This is a genomic window from Balneicella halophila (assembly GCF_003096835.1).
In the GTDB taxonomy this organism is placed as follows: domain Bacteria; phylum Bacteroidota; class Bacteroidia; order Bacteroidales; family Balneicellaceae; genus Balneicella; species Balneicella halophila.
Map to the genome: position 1 here is coordinate 317,246 of NZ_QENZ01000003.1, position 23,730 is coordinate 340,975.

22 protein-coding genes are annotated in these 23,730 nt (G+C 36.3%); 6 read left to right on the forward strand and 16 right to left on the reverse strand.

The genetic code is table 11. From position 1 onward, the window contains the following. Positions 1-9 precede the first annotated feature (9 nt). The 5 genes from C7377_RS01485 to C7377_RS01500 form a co-directional block, all read right to left on the reverse strand. Positions 10-2,709, reverse strand: a complete 2,700-nt coding sequence (locus tag C7377_RS01485; RefSeq protein ID WP_116495572.1) for a hypothetical protein — start codon at positions 2,707-2,709, stop codon at positions 10-12. A 151-nt stretch (positions 2,710-2,860) separates the two neighbouring features. Continuing rightward, positions 2,861-3,031, reverse strand: coding sequence for a hypothetical protein (locus C7377_RS09345; protein ID WP_165806825.1), 171 nt, complete (start codon positions 3,029-3,031; stop codon positions 2,861-2,863). A gap of 30 nt (positions 3,032-3,061) precedes the next feature. Further along, a complete protein-coding gene (locus C7377_RS01490) occupies positions 3,062-3,427 on the reverse strand; it encodes a TM2 domain-containing protein (protein WP_207778380.1) in 366 nt (121 codons plus the stop codon). Continuing rightward, positions 3,417-3,755, reverse strand: coding sequence for a DUF2752 domain-containing protein (locus C7377_RS01495; RefSeq protein WP_116495573.1), 339 nt, complete (start codon positions 3,753-3,755; stop codon positions 3,417-3,419). Before C7377_RS01495 ends, C7377_RS01490 begins: the two co-directional genes overlap by 11 nt. 68 nt (positions 3,756-3,823) lie before the next feature. Continuing rightward, complete coding sequence (locus C7377_RS01500; protein ID WP_116495574.1) at positions 3,824-5,188, reverse strand: UDP-N-acetylmuramate--L-alanine ligase; 1,365 nt, start codon at positions 5,186-5,188, stop codon at positions 3,824-3,826. A 21-nt stretch (positions 5,189-5,209) separates the two neighbouring features. Here C7377_RS01500 and C7377_RS01505 point away from each other — a divergent pair, with 21 nt between their 5' ends. Then, the gene (locus C7377_RS01505) at positions 5,210-6,070 is read left to right on the forward strand and encodes an MBL fold metallo-hydrolase (RefSeq protein ID WP_165806826.1); all 861 of its coding nucleotides are present in this window, start codon (positions 5,210-5,212) and stop codon (positions 6,068-6,070) included. An 86-nt stretch (positions 6,071-6,156) separates the two neighbouring features. On the opposite strand, the gene C7377_RS01510 is transcribed toward C7377_RS01505, so the two are convergent. The 6 genes from C7377_RS01510 to coaBC all read right to left on the reverse strand — a co-directional run bounded on the left by C7377_RS01510 (position 6,157) and on the right by coaBC (position 12,179). Next, positions 6,157-7,806: a SulP family inorganic anion transporter gene (locus tag C7377_RS01510; RefSeq protein WP_317045650.1), complete on the reverse strand. Its 1,650-nt coding sequence runs from the start codon at positions 7,804-7,806 to the stop codon at positions 6,157-6,159. 121 nt (positions 7,807-7,927) lie between these two features. After that, on the reverse strand, positions 7,928-8,878 hold the full coding sequence (trxB, locus tag C7377_RS01515; protein ID WP_116495576.1) for a thioredoxin-disulfide reductase: 951 nt from the start codon (positions 8,876-8,878) through the stop codon (positions 7,928-7,930). A gap of 114 nt (positions 8,879-8,992) precedes the next feature. Beyond that, positions 8,993-9,355 carry an aspartate 1-decarboxylase gene (gene panD, locus C7377_RS01520; protein ID WP_116495577.1) on the reverse strand — a complete coding sequence of 121 codons (363 nt, stop codon included), beginning with the start codon at positions 9,353-9,355 and terminating at the stop codon, positions 8,993-8,995. Positions 9,356-9,363: 8 nt separating this feature from the next. Continuing rightward, on the reverse strand, positions 9,364-10,203 hold the full coding sequence (gene panC / locus C7377_RS01525; RefSeq protein ID WP_116495578.1) for a pantoate--beta-alanine ligase: 840 nt from the start codon (positions 10,201-10,203) through the stop codon (positions 9,364-9,366). Next, a complete protein-coding gene (panB, locus tag C7377_RS01530) occupies positions 10,200-11,012 on the reverse strand; it encodes a 3-methyl-2-oxobutanoate hydroxymethyltransferase (RefSeq protein ID WP_116495579.1) in 813 nt (270 codons plus the stop codon). Before panB ends, panC begins: the two co-directional genes overlap by 4 nt. Positions 11,013-11,021: 9 nt before the next feature. After that, positions 11,022-12,179 carry a bifunctional phosphopantothenoylcysteine decarboxylase/phosphopantothenate--cysteine ligase CoaBC gene (gene coaBC, locus C7377_RS01535; protein ID WP_116495580.1) on the reverse strand — a complete coding sequence of 386 codons (1,158 nt, stop codon included), beginning with the start codon at positions 12,177-12,179 and terminating at the stop codon, positions 11,022-11,024. A gap of 147 nt (positions 12,180-12,326) precedes the next feature. Between coaBC and C7377_RS01540 the strand changes: the two genes are divergently transcribed. From C7377_RS01540 to C7377_RS01560, 5 genes are all read left to right on the forward strand, one after another. After that, positions 12,327-14,453 carry a S9 family peptidase gene (locus tag C7377_RS01540; RefSeq protein ID WP_133241446.1) on the forward strand — a complete coding sequence of 709 codons (2,127 nt, stop codon included), beginning with the start codon at positions 12,327-12,329 and terminating at the stop codon, positions 14,451-14,453. Positions 14,454-14,463: 10 nt separating this feature from the next. After that, positions 14,464-15,540 carry a DUF2891 domain-containing protein gene (locus C7377_RS01545; protein ID WP_116495582.1) on the forward strand — a complete coding sequence of 359 codons (1,077 nt, stop codon included), beginning with the start codon at positions 14,464-14,466 and terminating at the stop codon, positions 15,538-15,540. A gap of 143 nt (positions 15,541-15,683) precedes the next feature. Then, positions 15,684-16,673 carry a tryptophan--tRNA ligase gene (gene trpS, locus C7377_RS01550; protein ID WP_116495583.1) on the forward strand — a complete coding sequence of 330 codons (990 nt, stop codon included), beginning with the start codon at positions 15,684-15,686 and terminating at the stop codon, positions 16,671-16,673. 17 nt (positions 16,674-16,690) lie between these two features. After that, positions 16,691-19,354 (forward strand): 4-alpha-glucanotransferase, encoded by a 2,664-nt coding sequence (locus C7377_RS01555; protein ID WP_116495584.1) that lies wholly within the window; start codon positions 16,691-16,693, stop codon positions 19,352-19,354. 69 nt (positions 19,355-19,423) lie between these two features. Then, a complete protein-coding gene (locus C7377_RS01560) occupies positions 19,424-19,642 on the forward strand; it encodes a putative signal transducing protein (RefSeq protein ID WP_116495585.1) in 219 nt (72 codons plus the stop codon). 17 nt (positions 19,643-19,659) lie between these two features. Here C7377_RS01560 and C7377_RS01565 read toward each other — a convergent pair whose 3' ends face one another. From C7377_RS01565 to C7377_RS01585, 5 genes are all read right to left on the reverse strand, one after another. Continuing rightward, the gene (locus C7377_RS01565) at positions 19,660-20,652 is read right to left on the reverse strand and encodes an isoaspartyl peptidase/L-asparaginase family protein (protein WP_116495586.1); all 993 of its coding nucleotides are present in this window, start codon (positions 20,650-20,652) and stop codon (positions 19,660-19,662) included. A gap of 22 nt (positions 20,653-20,674) precedes the next feature. Beyond that, positions 20,675-21,763 carry an alpha/beta hydrolase family protein gene (locus tag C7377_RS01570; protein ID WP_116495587.1) on the reverse strand — a complete coding sequence of 363 codons (1,089 nt, stop codon included), beginning with the start codon at positions 21,761-21,763 and terminating at the stop codon, positions 20,675-20,677. Positions 21,764-21,878: 115 nt separating this feature from the next. Next, on the reverse strand, positions 21,879-22,433 hold the full coding sequence (locus tag C7377_RS01575) for a GNAT family N-acetyltransferase (protein WP_116495588.1): 555 nt from the start codon (positions 22,431-22,433) through the stop codon (positions 21,879-21,881). Between the two features lie 123 nt (positions 22,434-22,556). After that, positions 22,557-23,147: a Maf family nucleotide pyrophosphatase gene (locus C7377_RS01580; RefSeq protein WP_116495589.1), complete on the reverse strand. Its 591-nt coding sequence runs from the start codon at positions 23,145-23,147 to the stop codon at positions 22,557-22,559. A 12-nt stretch (positions 23,148-23,159) separates the two neighbouring features. Beyond that, on the reverse strand, positions 23,160-23,690 hold the full coding sequence (locus tag C7377_RS01585; RefSeq protein ID WP_116495590.1) for a KdsC family phosphatase: 531 nt from the start codon (positions 23,688-23,690) through the stop codon (positions 23,160-23,162). Between the last annotated feature and the right edge of the window lie 40 nt (positions 23,691-23,730).

Here is a 23,730-nt window from a genome sequence, read left to right on the forward strand (position 1 = left end):
TATTTATATTTATTCTTCTATTTCAATCAAATTCCCTGAAGTAATAATATCCAATTCTTTCAGCTTCGTAAATAATTCTAGTGAAGGTTTCACTATATATGCCTGTCTATAATAAGCTTTTGCAAAAGGAATGTTACCAGCTGATTCTTCTTTTTGAGCTTTCAGCATCAACTTATCGTATTTAATTTCATCGGGCTTAGTCGCATCAATGTTTTTCACATATCGCTGTTCTTTCTCATATTTTGGCTCTATTCTTTTGTAATATTTTACCTCTTGTAATTTATTCACTTCTAGTACTTTATAGAATTGCTTTTCTACAGTGTCTGTAACCACTGCTTTTTTATAGTATTGATTATTCTCCTCTTGTTTTTGTTTTACAAGCTCATCAATTTTGTCTAATTTATCTTTAGGGTATTGTTCTCTAGGCAGTATCGTGAGTGCTTTACGGTAGTGAACTTTTGCAAAAGAATAACGTTCTCCCCCGAACTCTTTATCTCCTTGAGCAATTGCTTCATCATAAACTTTTCGTTTTAGTGCTTGCTCTTTTGCTTTTCGAGCTTCCTCTCTGGCTAATTCCTCCGCAGAAATCTTTCCCCTTATAAGTTCAATCTGAGTTTTCGGATAGGATTCATTAGGTTTAATGTCCAGAGCTTTATCGTACATAGCAATAGCAGGTAACCATTCTGAACGCCCATAAAGATTATCAGCTTCAGCTAGAGCAACATCGTAAGCTTTTTGCTTTTCTTGCTCTTTCTCAATTTCTTTTATTCTATCATTGATTTTTCGAATCTGACTCTTAGGATAAGTTCCTTCAGGCTTTATTTGTAATGCCCCTTCATAATTTGCTAAAGCGTTATCCCAACTTTCTGACTTAAAAGCAACATCCCCATCAGCAATGAGACCATTGTATTTATCTTCCTTTTCTTGAGCCGTTTGTCGCTCCAATTTTTCTTTCAAGAAGTGTTCTATCTTTTTTATTTGTGCTTTAGGATAATTCTCAGAGGGTCTCATCTCAGAGGCAACTCTATAATTAGCTATCGCTTCATTCCACTGTTTTTGGTCATAATGCAGGTCAGCTTGTTTTAGTTTCTCATTATATCGATTTTCCTCTTCCTGCTTTTCTCGCAATGCAGCCAATCTTTCTTCAACAATTTCAAGTCTATCTTTAGGATAAATCTCCTCAGGTTTTACTTTCAATGCATCAAAATAGGCTTCTTTAGCCTTTTCCCAATCTTCGGTTCTGTAGGCTCTATCACCTTTAGCAAGTGCATTTGTATAAGCGGTATCTTTGGCTTTTTGCTCGGCAAGTAAAGCTAATTTATCTTCTATTTTCTTGATTTGTTCTTTCGGATAAGTTTCCAAAGGTTTTATACTCAAAGCATCTTCATAGAACTCTTGAGCCTTATCCCAATTTTCTCTCTCAAACTGTGTATCAGCTTTTGTGATTGCCTCATTATATTGACTTAATTCTTTCTCTTGCGACTTTAATAATTTATCAATCGCTTTTATTTTTTCTTTTGGATAACGTTTGTCAGGAAATATATCAGAAGCTTTCTCATAAGTCATTCGAGCATCTGTCCAATTCTTCTTATGAAAAAGGTTATCTGCTGCTTCTATGAAATTATTGTAATTATCATTCTTTTCCTTCTCGCTTTCCAAATCCGAAAGTAAGCGCTCTATACGTTTTATTTGTTCCTTTGGATAAGGTTCATCTTCTCGCATAGCAATAGCTTCTTCATAGGAATTTCTTGCAGGCTTGTATTTTTTCTCTTGAAAATATTTATCTCCTAAGTCAACTGCATTATCATACTTTCTTTGTTCAGCATCTCTATCAGCAATTATTTGGTCTATCAGTTTTATCCTATCTTTCGGATGTTGCTGATCAGGCTTTATTTCTGTCGCTTCTACGTAGTATGAACGTGCTTGGGAATATTTTTTCTCATCAAACAATACATCTGCCTTATCAATAAGTGCATAATAAGCAACATTTTGTTCTTTTTGTTTCTCCCGCTTGGCAAGATCTGCCAATATTTTATCAATCAATTCTATCCTGATTTTGGGATATTCTTCTGCGGGCTTTATGTAAAGTGCTTGGTCGTAAGTCTTCCGTGCAGCATTGTAACTTTTTACATCAAACTCTTTATCTGCTTTTTTTATTAGAGCTTCATATTGCAACGAGCTTTTGTCAACTTTTGGTTTTACAGGAGCTCTAACGATGTCAGCTTCTACAGCTTTTATTTCCTCTTCGATTTCTGCGTTATAAGCTCTATCAAAATCAAAGTCATCCAACTCTTTATCATAAATAACCATCGCTACGGGCTCGTCAAAAATAGAATAATCACCACCCTCTACACGGCGAAAGAGCTCTACTTCTATTTTGAAAGGAGGAAAATCGCTATTACTTTCTAACACACGCTCAGGAACATCTGTAGAAATTACGACCTTTTTGGTAATGTATCCTGATTTTGAGAAAGAAAGTTCATACTGATTATTGAACTTTAGATCATACTGAAATTTGCCATTTCCTGTTACATTGCTACTTTCTTTAATGCCATTGCGTAGCAACCGAATTTGTACGCCATTCGTTTCGCCACCATTTACCTTATAAGTCCCATAAATTTGAATGCCATCTTTAGCATACAAGGTAACACTCACTAGACAAAACAGTAAGGATAGACCAAAATGCAGCGTTTTAGAAGTCCATTTCATAAGAAACAAAGGTACAATAATTTTAAGAATGAGTACATCAAACTTTATTCCATAAAAAAGGTCACCATTGGGCAACCTTTTATCGTTTGACTATATATAACGACTTATACAACCAATGAGTTTCATTAAAAACAAGATGCTTTTGAAACTACTATTTTCTCTTTTTTGTTAAAAAACCTATAACATTCAGGATAAAACCTACTGGAATTAGCATCCCTGAAATTAATTGTAGTCTTCCAGAATCTGGATATTCTATACTTAATGCTATTGCTCCGATTAGAATAATTAAACTCACAATGTAAATAATAGTGCTTGTTTTCATTTTCTTATAGTTAAAAGGTTGGTAATATTTTTATACTCTGTGAGGATTATTTCCCATCATCATTAAAACCTCTTGAATTTTTTGTCTGTTGTAATTTAGTGTAATTGATTTGTAATTCACTAAATCTACAATAGTTCCAATCCAACATAGACCTGCAGTAAGCAGATAAACGATACCTAAACCAATATCACCTATTACAAAACGATGGATTCCTGCGATACCAACAAATCCGAGTAATGTAAATATAAGGATGTTCATAGAATCCTGACGACGACCTTGGTAAATCATCAAAAACTTCTGTTTTTGTTCATCAGTTAAACCCTGAATCGCGTTTTCAATCATAACACGCTCTTCATAATCGATACCTGGAAGCATATTAAATAAGTTATTGTCCATAATTTTCTGTATTTTTTAATTCTGTTATTAAGTTTCTAAATAATTTCAAAATGTGAAAAAGCAAAATGCCCAGTGCAACTATTCCAAGATAGTGATAGCTCCAAGAGAGCTCAAAATCTCCATGCATAGCTGCCGTAATTGAGTGCCCCAACCCACAGCCTGGGCAGTTCTCAAATCCGAGATGACTTGGAATACATAACGTAAAGTCCGTATGCAAATCAGCTCTATAAAGCATTACTAAAGCCAGTATCCAGAAAAACAATTCCCTATGTCGCCATAATCGTTTTAAAGTTAATCTTTTCTTTATATTTATTGCACTTGTTAGCATCGCTTTTATTGCTTTTTCTACTTTTAAGACGCTGTTTATTCCAAAAAGGTTACAATCAGTTATGATGTTTATTCTGTCAATTCCCGAATTTCTTTAGCAAACTCTTTCAGTGAAATACCGTCGAAATTACCGGAACTCATCAATAATAACACTTTATTATCCCATGACATCCCTTTGAGTAAACTTTGTAATTCTTGAGAATCATTATAAACCAACAAATCTTCTCTTCCGAAAGATTCTTTCACTTGCTCAATAGAAATTGGCTCAAGCCGTTTATGCTCAATTGTATGAGGATTGAAATAGACAATAGCTGTATCAGCTTTCTCCATAGTATCTTTGTAATGCGAGAGAAACTTTGCACTCAAACTGCTGAACGTATGCAACTCCATACATGCAACGAGGTGCTTATCATTATACTGTTCTTTTACTGCTGATGTAGTCGCCTTTAGCTTGGACGGAGAGTGGGCAAAATCCTGAAAAACGGTTACCTTATTATTTTTCTCTAAAAGCTGTAAACGTTTAGAGGCTCCGCCAAAAGATTCCATTGATTTGTAAAAATCATTATCCGAGATGCCTAACTCTTTACAAACGTAATATGCTACTTGGATATTTTGCATATTGTGTGTTCCAAACACTTTAAGGGGTGTTTCTTTATCATCATGTAACAAGCGAGTATCTTCAGGAGTCACCTTATTAGGATGGGCTTCATAAGCTTTTACATCAATATGCGTTGCTTTCTCTGCCATTTCTTTTAAGACGGAATCTTCACTACAATAGAAGAGTTTTCCTCCAGGCTTAATCATTTTTATAAAATCAGCAAACAACTCCTCATACATATCCAAAGTAGGGAATACATTAATGTGATCCCATGCAATCCCTGTAATAATAGCTATGTCAGGATGGTACCAATGAAATTTCGGACGACGATCAAGGGGCGACGAAGGATACTCATCACCTTCTATAACGATGATTTCAGCAGCATCAGAAAGCCTAACCATTAAGTCAAAACCTTCCAGCTGTGCCCCTACCAAATAGTCAAAGTTTACACCTTGTTCTTTGAGCACATGCATTATCATAGACGTCGTTGTGGTTTTCCCGTGACTTCCGCCAACTACTACACGCTTTTTATCTTTAGACTGTTCGTAAACATACTCCGGGAAAGAATAAATCGGAATATTCAATTCTTTAGCCTTAGCAATTTCAGGATTATCAATTCGTGCATGCATACCGACAATAACCGCATCAAGGTCAGCCGTAATTTTCTCGGGAAACCAACCCCACGATTCAGGAAGTAAGCCTTTTGCCTCCAATCGTGATTTAGAGGGGTCATAGATTTCGTCATCAGAACCTGTAACTTGATACCCTTTATTTGACAAGGCGATTGCTAAGTTGTGCATTACTGCACCGCCGATAGAAATGAAATGTACTCGCATTTTTGTATTTTTGTGAAATTAATGGCTAAGATACGAAAAATGGAAATACATCTTCTCGAAAATAAGACATTCAAAGCAGACGGCGGTGCACTTTTTAGTGTTGTCCCTAAATTCATGTGGGAGCGGAAATATCCCACCATAACTGATAACCTTTGTCCCGTTGCCAACCGCAGTTTATTGATAAAAACTGACGAACGCATCTATCTTTTTGATTGCGGGATTGGTTCAAAATTGGATGAAAAAGCAGGGAAATTTCATGGAATTTCTGGTGAAAACACTTTAGAAAGCAGTTTAGCACAACATAACTTGGCACCAGAAGACGTTACCGATGTTATCTTAACACATTTGCACTTTGACCACTGCGGAGGCGTTACGAAATTTAACGACCAAAAAGAACCTATTCCTACCTACCCGAATGCCCGCTATTGGGTATCTCCTGAGCAGTGGGCTAATTACTTGAATCCGAATGTTCGTGAGGCTGATTCATATTTCCCTGAAAATATGATGCCTATCTATGAAAGAGGAATGTTGCATTTTGTGACTCCAGAAACCTCATTTTTCCCAGAATTGTCATTTTTTGTTGCCAATGGTCACACTACAGGCTTGCTTATTCCGATTGTGAAATACCAAGGTAAAGCGATTGCATTTACAGGCGACCTGATTCCCAATACCGGGAATATTCCATTAAAATGGCTGGCAAGTTATGATATTGAGCCTTTGAAGAGCTTGGAAGAAAAAGCTCGGTTTTTAGAAAAAGCCGTTGAAGAAAATTATGTTCTCACTTTCCAACACGATTATTATACCGAATGTGCAACCCTTCAAAATGTTGATGGACGCATTAAGCTAAATAAGAAGTTAAAATTTAGAGAGTTATTTGAATAATGAACTTTCTTCTTTTTGTAGCAGAATACGTTAGATGACACAGTAAAACGTTCCGCTACCAAATTAAAAATACACGTAATTCTGCATTATTTCGTCTTTATTTCTATCGTTTTTGCATAAGTTAATGCATCTTCGAACGAATTAAATATATCCTTCTCGTTTATAAGCTTGAGAATATTATGCTTTTTGAATTCTTCTAAAACATTGGGTTGTACACCTGATAGGATGATACGCGTATTTTCATCACGAAGACTTTCAATGGTGTCTTTAAAGTTTTTAATACCTGTAAGATCTACAAAAGGCACATGCCTCATCCGTATTATGAGTATTTTGCTTTTCATGCCCAAGTCCTCAATAATCTCCGCATAGCGACGTGCTGAAGCAAAAAACAGAGGTCCGCTAATTTCATAGATATTAATATACTTAGGAACCAGTGAGTAGTCTTCTAAAACATCACGATCTACCGGATTATCAATATTTTTATCTGACATATCTGCCATTCTTTTCATAAACAACAACGCCGAAAGTACTACACCAACTTGTATTGCTACAGTTAAATCAACCCAAACCGTTAATACAAAAGTGGTCAGTAAAATAATGCTATCAAAGAACGAATTTTTTAATATCGCTTTGAATGAACGCCATTCGCTCATATTGTAAGACACCACAATCAAAACACCTGCGAGAGCAGACATGGGTATCAATTTTGCCCATTTGCCGAGGAAAAGCATGATTAGCAGAAGCGTAACGGCATGTACAATGCCTGCTATCGGTGTACGCCCTCCGTTTTTTACATTGGTAGCGGTTCGCGCGATGGCTCCAGTAGCGGGTATTCCTCCGAAGAAAGGAGTTACGATATTTGCAACTCCTTGTGCAATAAGCTCTGTATTAGAACGATGTTTCCCACCAATCATCCCATCAGCAACTACGGCAGAAAGCAAGGATTCAATACCTCCTAATAACGCAATAGTCATAGCCGGAACTACATAATTTCCCAAATCAGCCCATTCAACATGAGGAATACTGAAATTAAAGCTATTGGGAATCTCACCAAAAAATGAAGCAATATTCGTAACCGGCAATTGGAAAAGTTGTACTGCTAAAGTACATAATAATATTGCTAAGAATGCTCCTGGAATTTTCTTAAATATTTTTTGAGAATAAATGGTAATTATTATCGTAGCTAAGGTCACTGCAATGGCATACCAATTAACAGTATGAATTTGCTCAAAATAGGTAAGCAATTTTTGCCCAAAGGCAGAAGGAACTTTTTCAATATCTAGACCAAGTGCATCTTTTACTTGCGTAGAGAATATAACCAATGCGATACCACTCGTGAACCCAACAATCAATGGATGCGGAAAATATTTAAGTAAAGAACCCAATTTCAGTAAGCCAAAACCGACTAACATAAAACCTGCCATAACGGTTGAAATAATCAATCCATCGATGCCATAGTTCTCTACAATCCCATAAACAATAACAATAAAAGCACCTGTAGGACCACCAATCTGCACCCGACTTCCTCCTAAAAAGGAAATCAAGAATCCTGCAACTATCGCAGTAATTAGTCCACGTTCTGGCGAGACTCCTGAGGCTACAGCAAATGCAATCGCCAAGGGTAAAGCCAAAACACCAACCACAACTCCAGCTAAACTATCAGCAATAATTTGCTTGCGAGTAAATCCCCTTTTGAATAAAGTGAAAAATTTCGGTTTAAATAGTCTTTGCATCATTTTTAAACATTACTACAAAATGAACTGCAAATGTAGTATAAACTCCCTAAATGTAAACAAAAAATAGGTTACCTATAGAGCAACCTATTTTATCATTATCAACTAAAATTTTTATTGATCTTTAGTCTCTTGTTACTAAATATTTTTCAGCATCTAAGGCCGCTTTACACCCTGAGCCAGCAGCTGTAATGGCTTGACGATATCGACTGTCATGAACATCGCCGGCAGCAAAGACTCCAGGGATATTTGTCTGGCTGGTATTTCCTTTGGTTACGATATAACCATTTTCATCCAAATCAATATAGTCTTTGAAAATATCCGTATTTGGTTTGTGTCCTATCGCAATAAAAACTCCATCTACTTTTAAATCTACGATTTCCTCATCTGGTTGCCCTTTACGTTTGTATAGCTTCATTCCTTCTACAACGCCATCACCATAAATCTCTTTAGTAGAATGCTCAAACAAAACCTCTAAGTTATCTGTTTGCATGACGCGTGCTTGCATCACTTTAGATGCTCGCATATAATCTTTTCTTATAATCAAATACACTTTTTTACAGAGCCCGGCTAGGTAGGTTGCTTCCTCAGCAGCCGTGTCGCCTCCACCCACTACGGCAACTTCTTTTTCTTTATAGAAAAATCCGTCACAAGTGGCGCAAGCAGAAACTCCAGATCCCTTATATTTTTCTTCTGATGGTAAACCAAGGTATTTTGCTGTAGCTCCCGTCGCAATAATTACTGTATCGGCATGAATTTCTTTTTCATCATCAATAATTACTTTCTTCGGACAAGCTTCAAAATCGACAGAGGTAGCCATCCCCCAACGGCAATCAGCACCAAAACGCTCTGCTTGTTGCTTGAACTCTTGCATCATTTCAGGACCTGTAATGCCTTCGGGGTAGCCAGGGAAGTTTTCAACGTCGTTCGTTGTAGTTAATTGTCCGCCTGGCTCCAAGCCTTCGTAAAGCACTGGTTTTAAATTAGCACGTGAAGCATAAATTGCAGCGGTATATCCTGCTGGTCCTGAACCTATAATTAGGCATTTTACTTGTTCAATCTTCTCTTCAGTCATCTTCTTTTCATTTTAGTTTAGATGCAAAAATACAATTTGTTAATCTATATTTCCCTTCATTCTCATAGATTTTAACTATTTGAATATTATGGATATATAAAAAATAAAGCCTCGCTATAGAGTCTTAGATCCTCTTATTTTATTCTCCTCATCTACGAAAATAACTTTGGGCTCTATTTCTTTTGCTTCTTCAGGGGTCGCATAAGCGTAAGAAATAATGATAACGACATCTCCTTTTTGTACGCGACGTGCTGCAGCTCCATTCAGACAAACCGCACCAGAACCTCTCTCGCCGGGAATAATATAGGTCTCAAAACGCTCGCCATTGTTGTTATTCACAATTTGTACTCGCTGTCCCTCAACCATGCCGGCAGCATCTACCAAATCCATATCAATGGTAATACTGCCTATATAATTTAAGTCAGCGCCCGTGACCACTGCTCGATGAATTTTTCCTTGTAAAACTTGTATAAACATAAGTATTGTTATTCTATTAAAATATTGTCTATCAATCTTGCTTTCGAGAATTTTACCGCCATAGCAATCAAAGTTTTGCCTTCGATTCTTTCAATGGGCTCTAAGGTTTCTTTATTCAAGATTTCTACATAATCGACCTCTCCTGAGGTGTTGTTATTTATTCTATCAATAATATTTCTTTTTATAAGTAATGCATCACGTTCTCCACCATCAATCTGCTCTTTGGCTTCTAATAAAGATTTACGAAGCATCGTAGCTTCTTTTCTTTCCTGCTCACTAAGATAAACATTTCGGGAACTCATCGCCAGACCGTCTTCTTCTCTTACGATAGGACAAACATTAATCGTTACATCCATATCTAAATCTTTGACCATCTTTTCAATTACGATAGCTTGTTGTGCATCTTTTTCCCCGAAATAAGCTTGGTCGGGATGTACGATGTTGAACAACTTCGTTACTACAGTCGTCACTCCATCAAAATGCGTCGGTCTAGACAATCCGCAAAGCTGTTGAGTTAAGTGCTCGACCTTTACAGTAGTCAGTGCATTATCATACATTTCCTCTGGTGTAGGAATAAATGCAACTTTTGCACCTACTTCTTCAGCCAACTCAATATCGCGTTTCTCATCACGAGGATACGAAGCTAAATCTTCATTAGGTCCAAATTGGGTAGGGTTTACAAAAATAGAAATCACTGTAATATCGTTTTCTTTTACAGAGGCTTCTATCAGAGATAAATGCCCTCTATGCAAATAGCCCATCGTTGGAACAAAACCTATTTGCTTACCAGAGTATTGCAGTGGACGCAGATGAGTTTTTAGTTCTTTTATTTTTCTAAATATTTTCATTTCTTTTGATAAAAACTATGTTCTTTATCCGGAAAAATTCCAGACTTCACATCGGAAACGTAATTTTCTATTGCTTTTGTGGTTATATCTTTTAACTGAGCATATTGTTTTACAAATTGAGGAATATAGCCATGAAAAAGTCCTACAACATCATGGAAAACCAAGACTTGTCCATCTGTATCTTTGCCTGCGCCAATTCCAATAACAGGAATTTCTAAAGCTTCTGTAATTTCTTTCGCAACATCAGCAATTACAGACTCTAAAGTCAAAGCAACGACACCCATCTCTTGCAATTTAAGTGCATCATTCTTCAATTTCTCAATCTCTTTTTCTTCCTTACCTTTAATAAAATAACCGCCTTCTCTTAATACTGATTGAGGCAATAAACCTAAATGCCCAACCACAGGAATATTAGCATCAATTACGTGCTGAATAGTTTCAAACATGACGCTACCGCCTTCCATCTTTACAGCATCTGCTAATCCTTCTTGGATAAGAATACCTGCATTTCGAACAGCTTCTTCTTTACTAATATGATAAGATAAATACGGCATATCTGCGACTACAAATGCACGCTCTACGCCACGTGTTACTGCTTTAGTATGATGTAATATATCAGCAGTGGTTACTCTTGTTGTATTTTCATAACCCAAGACAACCATTCCCAGTGAATCACCTACCAATATGCAATCGACTCCAGCTTCGTCTAATAACTTAGCTGTCGGGTAATCATAAGCTGTTAACATAGTGATTTTCTCACCCTGTTGCTTCATTTTACGAAGGCTATGTACTGTTACTTTCTTCTTCATTCTTTCTTTCTATTCGAATATACTTTCCAATATTCGAAAAGCCAATGTTGGTTTTGGTCCATCGTACTCCCAAGACGTTCCTGACTTGGATAATAAGATGACGCTATTTGTTTCGGAGGCAAAGTTACTAATATCATTGATTACGATATAATCTAAGTTCTTTTTCTTCAATTTTTCTTTGCCATATTGTACTAAATTATCGCTCTCAGCAGCAAAGCCTATCAACATCTGGTGCTTCTTCTTCTCCCCTAAAAGCTTTAAAATATCTGTAGTACGCTCCAATTCTAAAGATAGATTTCCATCTTGTTTTTTCATCTTCCCTTGATGTTTTACTTTTGGACGATAATCGCCAACAGCTGCAGACATAATGACAACATCCGTATCATCATAATAATCCAAAACAGCATTTTTCATATCCTCTGAAGTATGGCTTGTAATCATTTTAACACCTTCAATTGGAGGTAATGGCGTAGCTCCTGTAATTAATGTAACCTCAGCACCTAATTGTTGAGCTGCACTCGCTAACGAGCTTCCCATTTTACCGCTTGATGTGTTGGTAATGAAACGTATTGGATCAATATATTCACGAGTAGCACCAGCAGTTACTAGTACTTTTTTTCCATTCAGCAACTTAGGAATATTTAGTGAATTATCAATAGTTGCCAGTATCAAATTCTCATCTTGCAACTTCCCGTTACCTACATCACCACAGGCAAGAAGTCCCTCAGCAGGAGTAATAAATTGGTAGCCAAACTTTTCTAAGGTTTTTTTATTTTTCTCAAATATAGGATTCTCATACATATTCGTATTCATCGCAGGTGCAAAAAAGACTTTCCCGGGATAAGCGCTTACCATCGTCGTTAACATATCATCGGCGATACCATTGGCCACTTTCCCAATAACGTTGAAACTTGCTGGTGCAATGAGCATTGCTGAGGCTCCTTTTGTCAAATTAATATGCTCGACTTTCGTATGATCATCATCTTTAAACATATCTACAAAGACTTTATTTTGAGATAACACTTCAAAAGTTATCGGGTTGATGAATTTTGTTGCTGACTTAGTCATTACAACGTGTACATCATAATCTTTCTTTTTAAATAATGATACGAGATTTGCTGCTTTGTAAGCTGCTATTGAACCTGTGACACCTATTATTATTTTCATTTTTTCGCTTGTGAATATTTTAATAATAATCAAAGATACATATTTCAAAAATGATGCCTCAGTTTTATTGTATTTGTTAAAAAACATTTACAACTCAGAATTGCTGGAAATTCCTTACTTTTGAAGTTAAAAATAAAAAATAAAGCTATGAAATTTCGACTTTTATTATTACCCATTCTTTTTATTTTAAGTTTCCAAGGAATTGCACAAAAGAAACAATTAACTTTAGAAGATGCCATTATCAATCGTTATGGAGATTTGGCTCCAGATAGACTTGAACAACTTCAATGGTTAGCTAATGACCACGTTTGCTCTTATGTGAAAGATAATCAGCTTTACAAGAATTATACTTATGGTTTAGAAAAAAAGCTTTTCAAGTTAGATGATTTGAATAAACTATTAGGAGATTCTTTGAAAAGTTTTCCCTATATGACTTGGGTTAAAAATAATGCATTGTCCTTCTATTATAAAGGTGATAATATTACAATCAATGATAAAGCACGAAAAATACTTGCCCGAGTTCCTGTGCCGAAAAAAGGTAGTAATTTTGATTATTGTAAGGAAAATGGCACTTATGCCTTTACAAAGGAAAATAATCTATGGCTTTCAAAAGGGAAAGACGAAATAGCTATAACTCAAGATGAGGATAAAAACCACGTTTACGGACAATCTGTTTCCCGAAATGAGTTTGGAATATCAGGCGGAACATTTTGGTCTCCCAAAGGAAATTTCTTAGCCTTTTATAAAAAAGACGAATCAAAGGTATCTAACTATCCTCTAGTTGATTATATGGGAAGAGTTGCAGAACATACCCCTATAAAATACCCAATGGCTGGCATGCCAAGCGAGCATGTTGAAGTAGGTATCTACAGCATGATAACAGAGAAAACCATGTATCTTCAAAAACAAGGAGAGCCGGAGGATTATATGACAAATTTAACTTGGTCTTTGGATGAAAAGTACTTGTTTGTACAGGAGCTTAATAGGGCACAAAACCACATGAAACTCAATCAATATGATGCCATTACAGGAAGATTCATAAAAACGGTTTTGGAAGAGAAACATCCTACATATGTAGAGCCTCAACATCCTTTATTTTTCTTGCCTAATGAGCCGAATGAGTTTTTTATGTTTAGCAATTGGGATGGATATGCCCGCATTATGCACTACAATACTGATGGGAAATTTATTCGCCAATTGACTAAAGGAGATTGGGAAGTTACTCGATTTGTAGGCTATGATGCCGGAGAGGAACTCCTCTATGTGGAAGGAACAAAAGACAGTCCTCTCGAAAGACATCTGTACAAAATAAATGTTCGCAACGGTGACATCACAAAGATAACTCATGGTAGCGGTGTGCACTACACAACTATTAGTCCTGATAATAAATATTTTATAGATCATTATCAATCAACAGATATTCCAAATGTAACGACTGTTATTTCAAATGGTGGTAAAAAATTACGAACTTTGAATATTTCCAATGATAACGCAGCCGATTATCAATTTGGAGAGAATAAAATCATAGAACTTCCTTGTAAAGACGGTAAAAATACACTCTATGCTCGCATTATTCTGCCTCCAAACTTTGATGCTACTAAAAAGTATCCTGTCATTTTATATGTTTACGGAGGTCCTCACTCACAATTAATTACAAGAAGTTGGAAAAACAGTGCAAGGTGGTGGCAATATTATATGGCACAAAAAGGTTATATTGCTTTTACATTAGACAATAGAGGTACACCCAACAGAGGGCGGGATTTTGAAACGGTTATTCATCGTCAACTTGGTGTACATGAAATGGAAGACCAAATGACGGGAATTGAATACCTGAAATCTCTACCATACGTAGATGCTGAAAGAATTGGGGTTCATGGCTGGAGCTTTGGCGGTTTTATGACAACGAATCTAATACTCACCCATCCGGATACCTTCAAAGTTGGTGTCGCCGGCGGTCCCGTAATTGACTGGAGTATGTATGAGGTCATGTACGGTGAACGTTATATGGATACTCCACAAGAAAATCCAGAAGGCTATGAAAACAGTAATTTGCTAAATAAAGTGCAAAATCTTGAAGGTCGTTTACTCATTATCCATGGTGTGCAAGACCCAACTGTAGTAATGCAACATTCTATGAAATTTCTTAGAAAATGTGTAAAAGAGGGCAAACAAGTTGATTTCTTTGCTTATCCAACGCATCCTCATAACGTAAGAGGTAAAGACCGAGTACACTTAATGGAAAAAGTAAGTCGATATTTCGAAGATAATTTATAACGATTATACTATGAAAAAGTCTATTATTGTATTACTCACCCTAATAATAAGTTGTGCTACTGTCGCACAAACAAAGAAATTGTTGACAGATTCCATGGCTTTGGAATTGTCAAAAATGCCATTGCTTTGCATAGATCAGGAATATCCTAATAAGCCGGGGCATACCTATAGTTCAGCTGATGAAGTTAATCTATCACCCAAAGATCTACATCCTTCATTTTTCGGGTGCTTCGACTGGCACAGCAGTGTTCATGGACATTGGATGCTTTTACGAGTATTTAGGCATTCTTCCAATTTAAAGAATAAAGAAGAAATACTTCATACATTAGCTGATTCTTTTCGAAAAGAAAAACTCCTTGTTGAGGCTGATTATTTCTCAAAATATGAACATGCTAATATTTTCGAACGAACTTACGGCTGGGCGTGGGTGCTTAAATTAGATGAAGAGTTGCAACGTAGCACTTTATCAGAAGCAGAACAATGGCACAAAAATATGAAACCCCTCACTGACACTATCGTAAAACTATGGAAGGCATATTTACCAAAACAAACCTATCCTAATCGCACGGGAGTACATCCTAATTCTGCTTTTGCATTGGGATTTGCTATCGATTGGGCAAGACAAGTAGGCGATACTGCATTTGAAAAAGCATTGGTGGCTAAAGCGATTGATTTTTATGAAAACGAAAAAGACACTCCGGCGTATTTGGAGCCTAACGGTTCGGACTTTTTCTCTCCGTCGTTAGAAATTGCCGAACTGATGAGTCGTATTTATGAACCTGAGCAATTTCAGGTGTGGTTTCAAGATTTTCTAAATGATAAAGGCTTACAAAACGTAAGTGAAATTCCTATTGTAAGCGATTTGTCCGATTATCAAACTGTACATTTGGTGGGTCTTTCATTTTCGAGAGCTTGGTGTATGCAAAATATTGCTAAAAAACTACCTGAGGGAAATCCTCGAAAAAATTACCTAAAACAAACAGCACAAAAGCTTATTGAAAACGGGCTACCACAACTTTTTCAAGGAAACTACGGTGGCGGTCACTGGTTAGCGTCTTTTGCAATGCTTTCTTTGGTGGATGAGTAATAACCTATTTCACCAAAGTATATTTCAAATAATATTTGTATTTGCATACTATTTTTATGCAAACCTTAGCGTTCTTCAAATAGGATTTTAGGAGAATAAACTGTTATTTTGCAGTATATTTATTTATAAATTTGACAGAAGATATGGATACAGTAGTTAGTGGCATACGTTCCACAGGAAATTTACATTTAGGAAATTATTACGGAGCTATCAAGAACTTTTTGCGAATGCAAGAAGAAAACAATTGTTACTTTTTCGTAGCAGATTGGCATTCCTTAACTACACATCCTACACCAGAGCAACTTTACGTAAATTCAAGAACTATTTTGGCAGAATATTTAGCTTGTGGATTAGACCCTGAGAAATCTGTGATATATACTCAAAGCGATGTTCCTGAGATTGCAGAGTTGTATTTGTTGATGAATATGAACGCTTACATCGGCGAACTGGAGCGCACCACATCATTTAAAGATAAAGTTCGTAAAAATCCTGAAAACGTAAACGCTGGTTTACTGACCTACCCCGTACTGATGGCAGTAGATATCATTATTCACAAAGCAAAATATGTACCTGTAGGTAAAGACCAAGAACAAAATTTGGAAATGGCACGCAAGTTTGCCAAACGCTTCAATACTTTATACAAAGAAGACCTTTTCCCTATTCCACAGCCCTACAGCTTTAGCGGTGAGATGATAAAAGTTCCAGGATTAGACGGTTCAGGCAAAATGGGAAAATCGGAAGGAAATTGTATTTATCTAATTGATGACCCTAAAGTGATTCGGAAAAAAGTCATGAAAGCTGTATCTGATAGTGGTCCAACTGAGCCAAATCAACCAATGGCAGAACCTATTCAGAATCTTTTTACATTGATGAGCATTGTTTCCGAAAAAGACACTTTAGATTTTTTCACTGAAAAATATAACAATTGCGAAATTCGCTACGGTGATATGAAAAAGCAATTAGCTGAGGACATTATTGAAGCAACAGCTCCAATGAGAGAACGTATAGAAGCTATCACTGCAGATGAGGAATATCTAGTAAAAGTCATGAAACAGGGTGCCGAGAAAGCACGGGAAAGTGCCCATAAAACCCTCCAAGAAGCCCGTCGATTGATTGGCTTTAAAACGCATTAGTAATTAAACTATAAATTATGAGAGTAACCTTCAATATCGATTTTCATACCCGAATGGGGCAGCAAGTCTTTATAATAGGTTCCGTTCCTGAACTGGGAAACTGGGATGAAAGTAAAGCTTTAGGATTAGAATTCAATAACGGACGTTGCGAGCAAACCATAAAATTACGTAGATACAAATTAATTAGCTACCGTTATTTCGTTAAAGATTTTCATTCTGGAGAATTGGTCTATGAGAAAGGGAATATTAGAGAGTTAGCTTTACCACGCAAAACAGATAGCCTCTTTGTCAAGGATTACTGGAAACAGTTTGATGGAAACAAGGCGGTTTACAATTCTTCATTATTTACCAAAGTATTGCATGAGCGTAAAAATCCTCATCTTTCAACAAAGAAAGGAGATTTTAAACTTCAAATCTATGCACCACAAGTAAAAACGAACGAAAAATTATACGTTACGGGTAATCACCCACAATTGCACAATTGGTCTGAGGAACGAGCATTGGAACTTTCAGACAATAACTTTCCTATCTGGTCAATCAAATTGCCAAGCAATATTTTAGATACTCCTTTAGAATATAAATATCTTATAAAAACTGATGATGGGAAGATTATTTGGGAAGAAGGAGACAATCGTACAATTCTTCAAAAGCCAAACACAGAAGGGTGCATTTTTACAGATGAAAATCTAAGAACTCCCAACAAGCTTTGGCGAGGAGCTGGTGTAAGCATTCCTGTATTTTCCCTTCGCACAGAAAAGAGCTACGGAGTAGGCGAATTTTCAGACCTTAAAGAAATGGTGGATTGGGCAAGTCGTGTTGGGCTGAACATGATTCAAGTATTACCGATAAATGATACAACTATCACGCATACCTGGTTAGACTCCTATCCATATAAGCCAATTTCAGTATTTGCCTTGCATCCTATGTATCTCAATATTGAGAAGTTAAAGCGGATGACGGGTATTGAAAAACAACAATACCAAAAAGAAAAAGTAGAGCTAAATTCATTAGAAGAAATTGATTATGAACTGGTTAATCAACGTAAATTAACGTATGCTCATAGCTTTTTCAGCAAACAGAAAAAACGATTTTTAGCCAGTTTAGAATTTCAAGAATTTTTTACGAAGAATAGAGAATGGCTACAACCCTATGCTGCATTCTGTTATTTGCGTGACGTGAACCAAACTGCTGATTTCACTAAATGGGGAGAATATGCTCAATTCAGCAAAAAGAAAATAGCAAAACTTACAGCTGATGATAGCAAAGAATATCATAAGGTCTCATTTTATTATTACCTGCAATTCCATTTAGACAAACAACTAAAAGAGGCAGTAAGCTATGCAAATAGCAAAAACGTTGCTCTGAAAGGTGATATACCAATAGGAATAGGTGGGGAGAGTGTTGATGCATGGCAACAGCCACAATTATTTAATTTAGGCACGAGTGCAGGTGCTCCTCCTGATGCTTTTGCTGTCAAGGGTCAAAATTGGGGATTTCCAACCTACAATTGGGAAGAGATGGAGAAAGATAATTTTGACTGGTGGAAACGACGGTTTCAAAAGATGTCTGACTATTTTAATGCTTACCGTATCGACCATATTTTAGGATTTTTCCGTATCTGGGAGATTCCCGAAGATGCTAGTTGGGGACTTCTAGGACATTTTAATAAAGCCTTGCCCTATAGTAGGGAAGAGTTAGCAAGCAATGGATTCTTGCTGGATTATGACAGACATTGCAAACCGTATATCCGAGAACATCTGCTGTATGAGATTTTTCAAGAATATACTGAATCCGTAAAAGAAAAATTCTTGAATGTGTCGGGATTTGAGCAATTCGAATTAAAATCTGAATTCAATACGCAAAAAAAGATTGAAGCTCATTTTGGGAATGAAGAATTATCACTTGATGAAAAGATGATAAAAGACGGTTTGATGAGTTTGCTCGCAGAGGTCTTGTTCTTACCTGACCCTGTAAATCCTGCGATGTTTCATCCGCGAATTTCTTTACATCATAGTTTCTCATATCGTGATTTAGATACAGGAACAAAGGAAGTATTGAATAAAATATATGTTGACTTTTTCTACCATCGCCATAATGACTTTTGGTGGCACCAAGCTATGGCAAAACTGCCAACAATAGTTGCGGCAACCAATATGTTGGTTTGCGGTGAAGACCTTGGTATGGTTCCTGATTGTGTACCAGATGTTATGTGGCAGTTAAAGATCCTAAGTCTTGAGATTCAGCGTATGCCTAAGAAATCAGAAATCACTTTCGGGAATCCAATGTCTGCACCTTATCTTTCAGTTTGCACGACCTCTACGCATGATATGTCTACTATACGTGCTTGGTGGGAAGAGGATAGGACAGCCTCTCAAGAGTTTTATAATTCCATATTGCAACAAGAGGGAGACGCTCCTTATTATGCAGAACCTTGGCTTTGCGAAATGATTTTGAACCAACATCTTCATTCTCCAGCCATGTTGACTATCTTCCCATTACAAGATTTATTAGCTATTGATGAAAATCTGCGAGTAGAAAATCCAGAGAGTGAAAGAATCAACGTTCCCAGTAATTCAAAACATTACTGGAGATATCGTATGCATTTAACATTGAAGGAATTGAGTAAATCAACAGACTTTAATGCACATTTAAAAAATCTTATCGAGAAAGCGAACAGATAGCTTACTAAGAATTCAATATTTTGAGATTTTTGTATATTTTGCATAAAATATAAAATATATTTAAATGCTATGGAATTAATCACTTTAGAAACTGTCTATACCAACGAAGTTGATGCTAGTCTAATAAAACACAAGTTAGAAAATAACGATATTCCCTGTGTTCTTATAGACACTAATATGGTAGGGCTATACTCTATTTACAATCCTGCAATTGGTGGCATTAAGATAAAAGTACGTAAAGAAGATTATGAGAAAGCCTTAAAGATTATTGAAGAAGTAAGTGAGTAGTCTTTTCATTAAATTTCTTAGTCTTCCTTAAAAATTGCAATTCCTCTTTCTCCATTAGAGGTAGAAAATGCTCTAAACATTCCTGAAGAATTAAATGAAAGGTGGACATTTCCCTTTTTATCAACCGAGATGATTCCACCTTCACCATTTACTTCTACTAATTTCTTTTGAACTACTTCATCCGCAGCCTCTTCTAAGGATAATCCTTTATATCCCATTAAAGCTGAAATATCATGGGCAACGGTATAACGAATGAAGTATTCACCGTGACCTGTTGCTGATACTGCACATGTTTTATTATTTGCATAAGTTCCAGCACCAATAATAGGAACATCACCTACTCTACCATATCTTTTATTTGTCATTCCACCAGTAGAGGTTGCTGCAGCTAGATTCCCTTTTTTATCTTTAGCTACGCAACCGACAGTTCCCATCTTTTTATCACGTTCAAGAGCTTTCTGTAGCGATTGAAAGCGTTTTTCTGTATAGAAGTATGAACTATCTACTATTGCTATACCATTTTTTTCAGCAAATAGTGAAGCACCTTTTCCTATCATCATTACGTGCGGTGAAGCTTCCATTACTTTTCTAGCTGCGGAAATAGGATTTTTGATATCTCCTACACCTGCAACGGCGCCTGCTTGTAAATCTATACCAGACATTATAGCTGCATCCAATTCGTTCTTCCCGTCATTAGTAAATACAGCTCCTTTCCCTGCGTTAAAAAGCGGACAATCCTCCAAATGATTTACGACTTTCTCCACAGCATCTAATGAACTGCCTCCATTTTTTAAAATATTCTCTCCTATAGCTAATGCTTTCCCCAATTCAGTTTTAAATTCTTGTATTTGCTCTTCGGTATAATTCTCCGGTTGCATAGCTCCTGCACCTCCATGAAGTGCGATTGCCCAATCATTTACCTTTTCTACAGGTGGTTTATTTTTATCCTTTTGACAGGAAGAAAATAATAGTGCACTGAATAGAATAAAAAGTTGTAGAATATTTTTCATATGTTGAAGTATCTTTTGTTATTTAATATTTATACCCGGCTTTGTGCAATTCCTTCAGTGATTTTATAGGTTTCTCCGGACGGAGGTATTTAGTAAGAAATTTGTACATTTTTAAGCGAATTTCCTTTGCTTTTTTGGTATCCATACGGTCAAAGGAATGGCCACCTGGAACAGCTTCATAGACTTTATAATCAAACTTTTTGTTGTCTGCTTTCAATGATTTTATTAAATGTTCAACTTCCAAAACATTCACATCATCATCTATAGTATTGGTGGTAATCATGAGTGGTGTATTTCCCATCTTATGAGTATTCCAAGCTGGCGAGCGTCTGCGGTACTCTTGCAGATTATCCTGTGCCGATGCTCCAATATGGTGGTCTGCTTCGTACAAATCTCTGTAATCTTGGTCCATATATCCCATACGTGAAACAAGGTCCGATACAGGGACTCCAGCATAGGCAACTTTATAATCATCAGGATGATTAAAAATATTCATTAGTGTAAGAAGTCCACCATGGCTCCAACCGATAATTCCCACTCTATTAGTATCCAAAAAGTCATAATTTTCTAGCATATATTCTTTAGAGGCAAAAACATCTTCTATTTCTAAGCCACCATAGTCTATTTTTTTATAATGACCTTCTCCATAGCCTGTACTTCCTCTGTATTCTGCAGCTACGACAACATAATTTTGACTCACTAATTCTCTAATTATATGAGTATAATAAGTCGTAAAATCACCATGAACGCCCCCGTGAGGAAACACAATAAGCGGATATTTCTTCGAGGTATCTAAATCTTTCGGAATAAATATGTAAGACCAAAATTTTACAGGATTTCCAGCGCCTAAGGCATTTGGATTTTCCTCTTTCCATTTAGGCGGACCGTACATATAGACTTTATCAACGTATGCAATATCTCCTACACGCTCAAACCAAGTGATATCGTCTATCTTCTTAAAAAGTTTGTCTAACTGATGATTTAGGCTCTCATTGTAGGCTCTTAGGGCTGCAATTTCTGCTTTTAAGTCTTTGTCCTGAGCCTTAGAGCTGGTTGTAAAACTCACACAACAGAGTATTGTGAATAAAATAATTTTAGAATAGGTTTTCATAGTTTTAAAGGTAATAATAAAAGTACTGTTGCTAAAAGTACAAAAGTTTAAGCGAAAAAGAAAAGCTTATGAATAAGACTTAAAGTTAATTGACAGTTTACTATTAAAAATAGAGCTATTTTTTCTGCCAATCATCTTTTAAAATGCTATAATATATAGTATCTCGTCTTCGGTTGTTAGTCATTAAAGTATGACTTCTCAATACCCCTTCTTCAACGAGTCCAACCCTTTCCATTGCTTTTCTCGCAGGAATATTTAGAACATCGGTTTTAAATTCAATTCTCAAGGTATTTGTTCCCGTAAACAGATAATCAAACAGCAATCTTTTCACATGTCCATTAATACCTGTTCCTTGATATGGTTTTGATATCCAAGTCCAGCCAATCTCCACTCTGCTATTTTTTTCTGAAATGTTTCCAATTCTTGTAGTTCCAATAATTTCTCCATTCCTAATATCAACAATAGTGAAAGGCAAAGCGGTACGATTTTCAAGTTCAGTAATGGCAGTTTGAATCCATTGTTTTAGAATAGTTTTGTCTGAAAGATCATCAGTGAAATAATACCACATTTCTGAATCAGCAGTCAAACTTTTCATTTTTCCGAAGTCGTCAATTTTCATGGGTCTGAGGATAACCTTGTCGGATTGTATTATTTTTTGAAAATCCAGCATTCTTTCAATTTTCGTTTCAGCTTAAAAAATTTCTATCATTAAAATAAATGGCAAGAAAAAGCTCATCTAGTTTTTGATTTTCAATATTCGAAGATATCTTCATTTTGTAATTATTCCTTTAGACTATCCTGCAACTTCTTTGAGCATTTCGTAAATAGTTGCGGTGGGTAAACCCACTATGTTGGAGTAGGAACCGTCTATACGTTCTATGGCTACATAGCCTATCCATTCTTGTACGCCATAGGCGCCTGCTTTATCAAGCGGTTCAAACTTTTCTATGTAGTAGTCAATTTCCTCGTCGCTCAATGGTTTGAAACTTACTTTTGAACTTACAGACTTTGAAACCTGCCCATGCTTGGTCGTAATGCAAACACCACTAATCACTTCGTGTGTTTGTCCTGAAAGTTTGTGAAGGAGCTTTTTAGCCTCTTTCTTATTCTTCGGTTTGCCAAGCAGTTCGTTGTAGAGAATCACTACCGTATCGGATGTTACTACGATTTGCTTGTCTTGAATGTTTTTTACAAAAGGTTCTGCCTTTTTCTTTGCTAAATATTCAGGCACTTGCTCCAACAATAATTCTTTAGGGTAGGATTCGTCAATAGATAAAGGAATGATATCAAATTGTAAGCCGAGTTGCTTCATAAGCATCTCTCTACGTGGAGACTGGGAAGCCAAGATCAATTGATAGCCTTTTAGTTTTTCGTGTAATAACATGAGTTCTAATTTTTAGCTGTTAGCAAGATTTTTCATGTCTTGAAATTTCCACTTTTTTTGTGCGCGCAAGGTTTGCTCTATCACATCGCGTACGCAACCTTGTCCTCCTTTTAGGTCTGAAATGTATGAGGCTACAGCCTTTATTTGGTGTACGGCATCTTTAGGACAAGTAGGCATGCCTACAGCTTGCATCACTTCATAGTCTGGCAAATCATCACCCATATAGAGAATTTCATCACGTGAAACTCCAGTTTTTTCTATAAAGTCTGCCAAGTCTGCTTTTTTATCCTTGGAGCGTAAATAGATATGCTCAACTCCTAAATTGCGATAGCGTGTTGCTACACCTTCGGAATTGCCTCCTGTAATAATCCCCACCGGAAATCCTTGTCTTATGGCAAATTGCAACGCAAAACCATCTTTAGTATTCGTAGTTCGTAATAATTCTCCTTGCTCGTTCAGTAGTATTTCGCCTGCTGAAAGCACTCCATCAACATCAAATACAAACGCTTTTATTTTAGCAATATCTTCTTTAAAAAATCCCATATTTTATGTTCTTTATCTTCTTTTACAAATGTATAGAAAT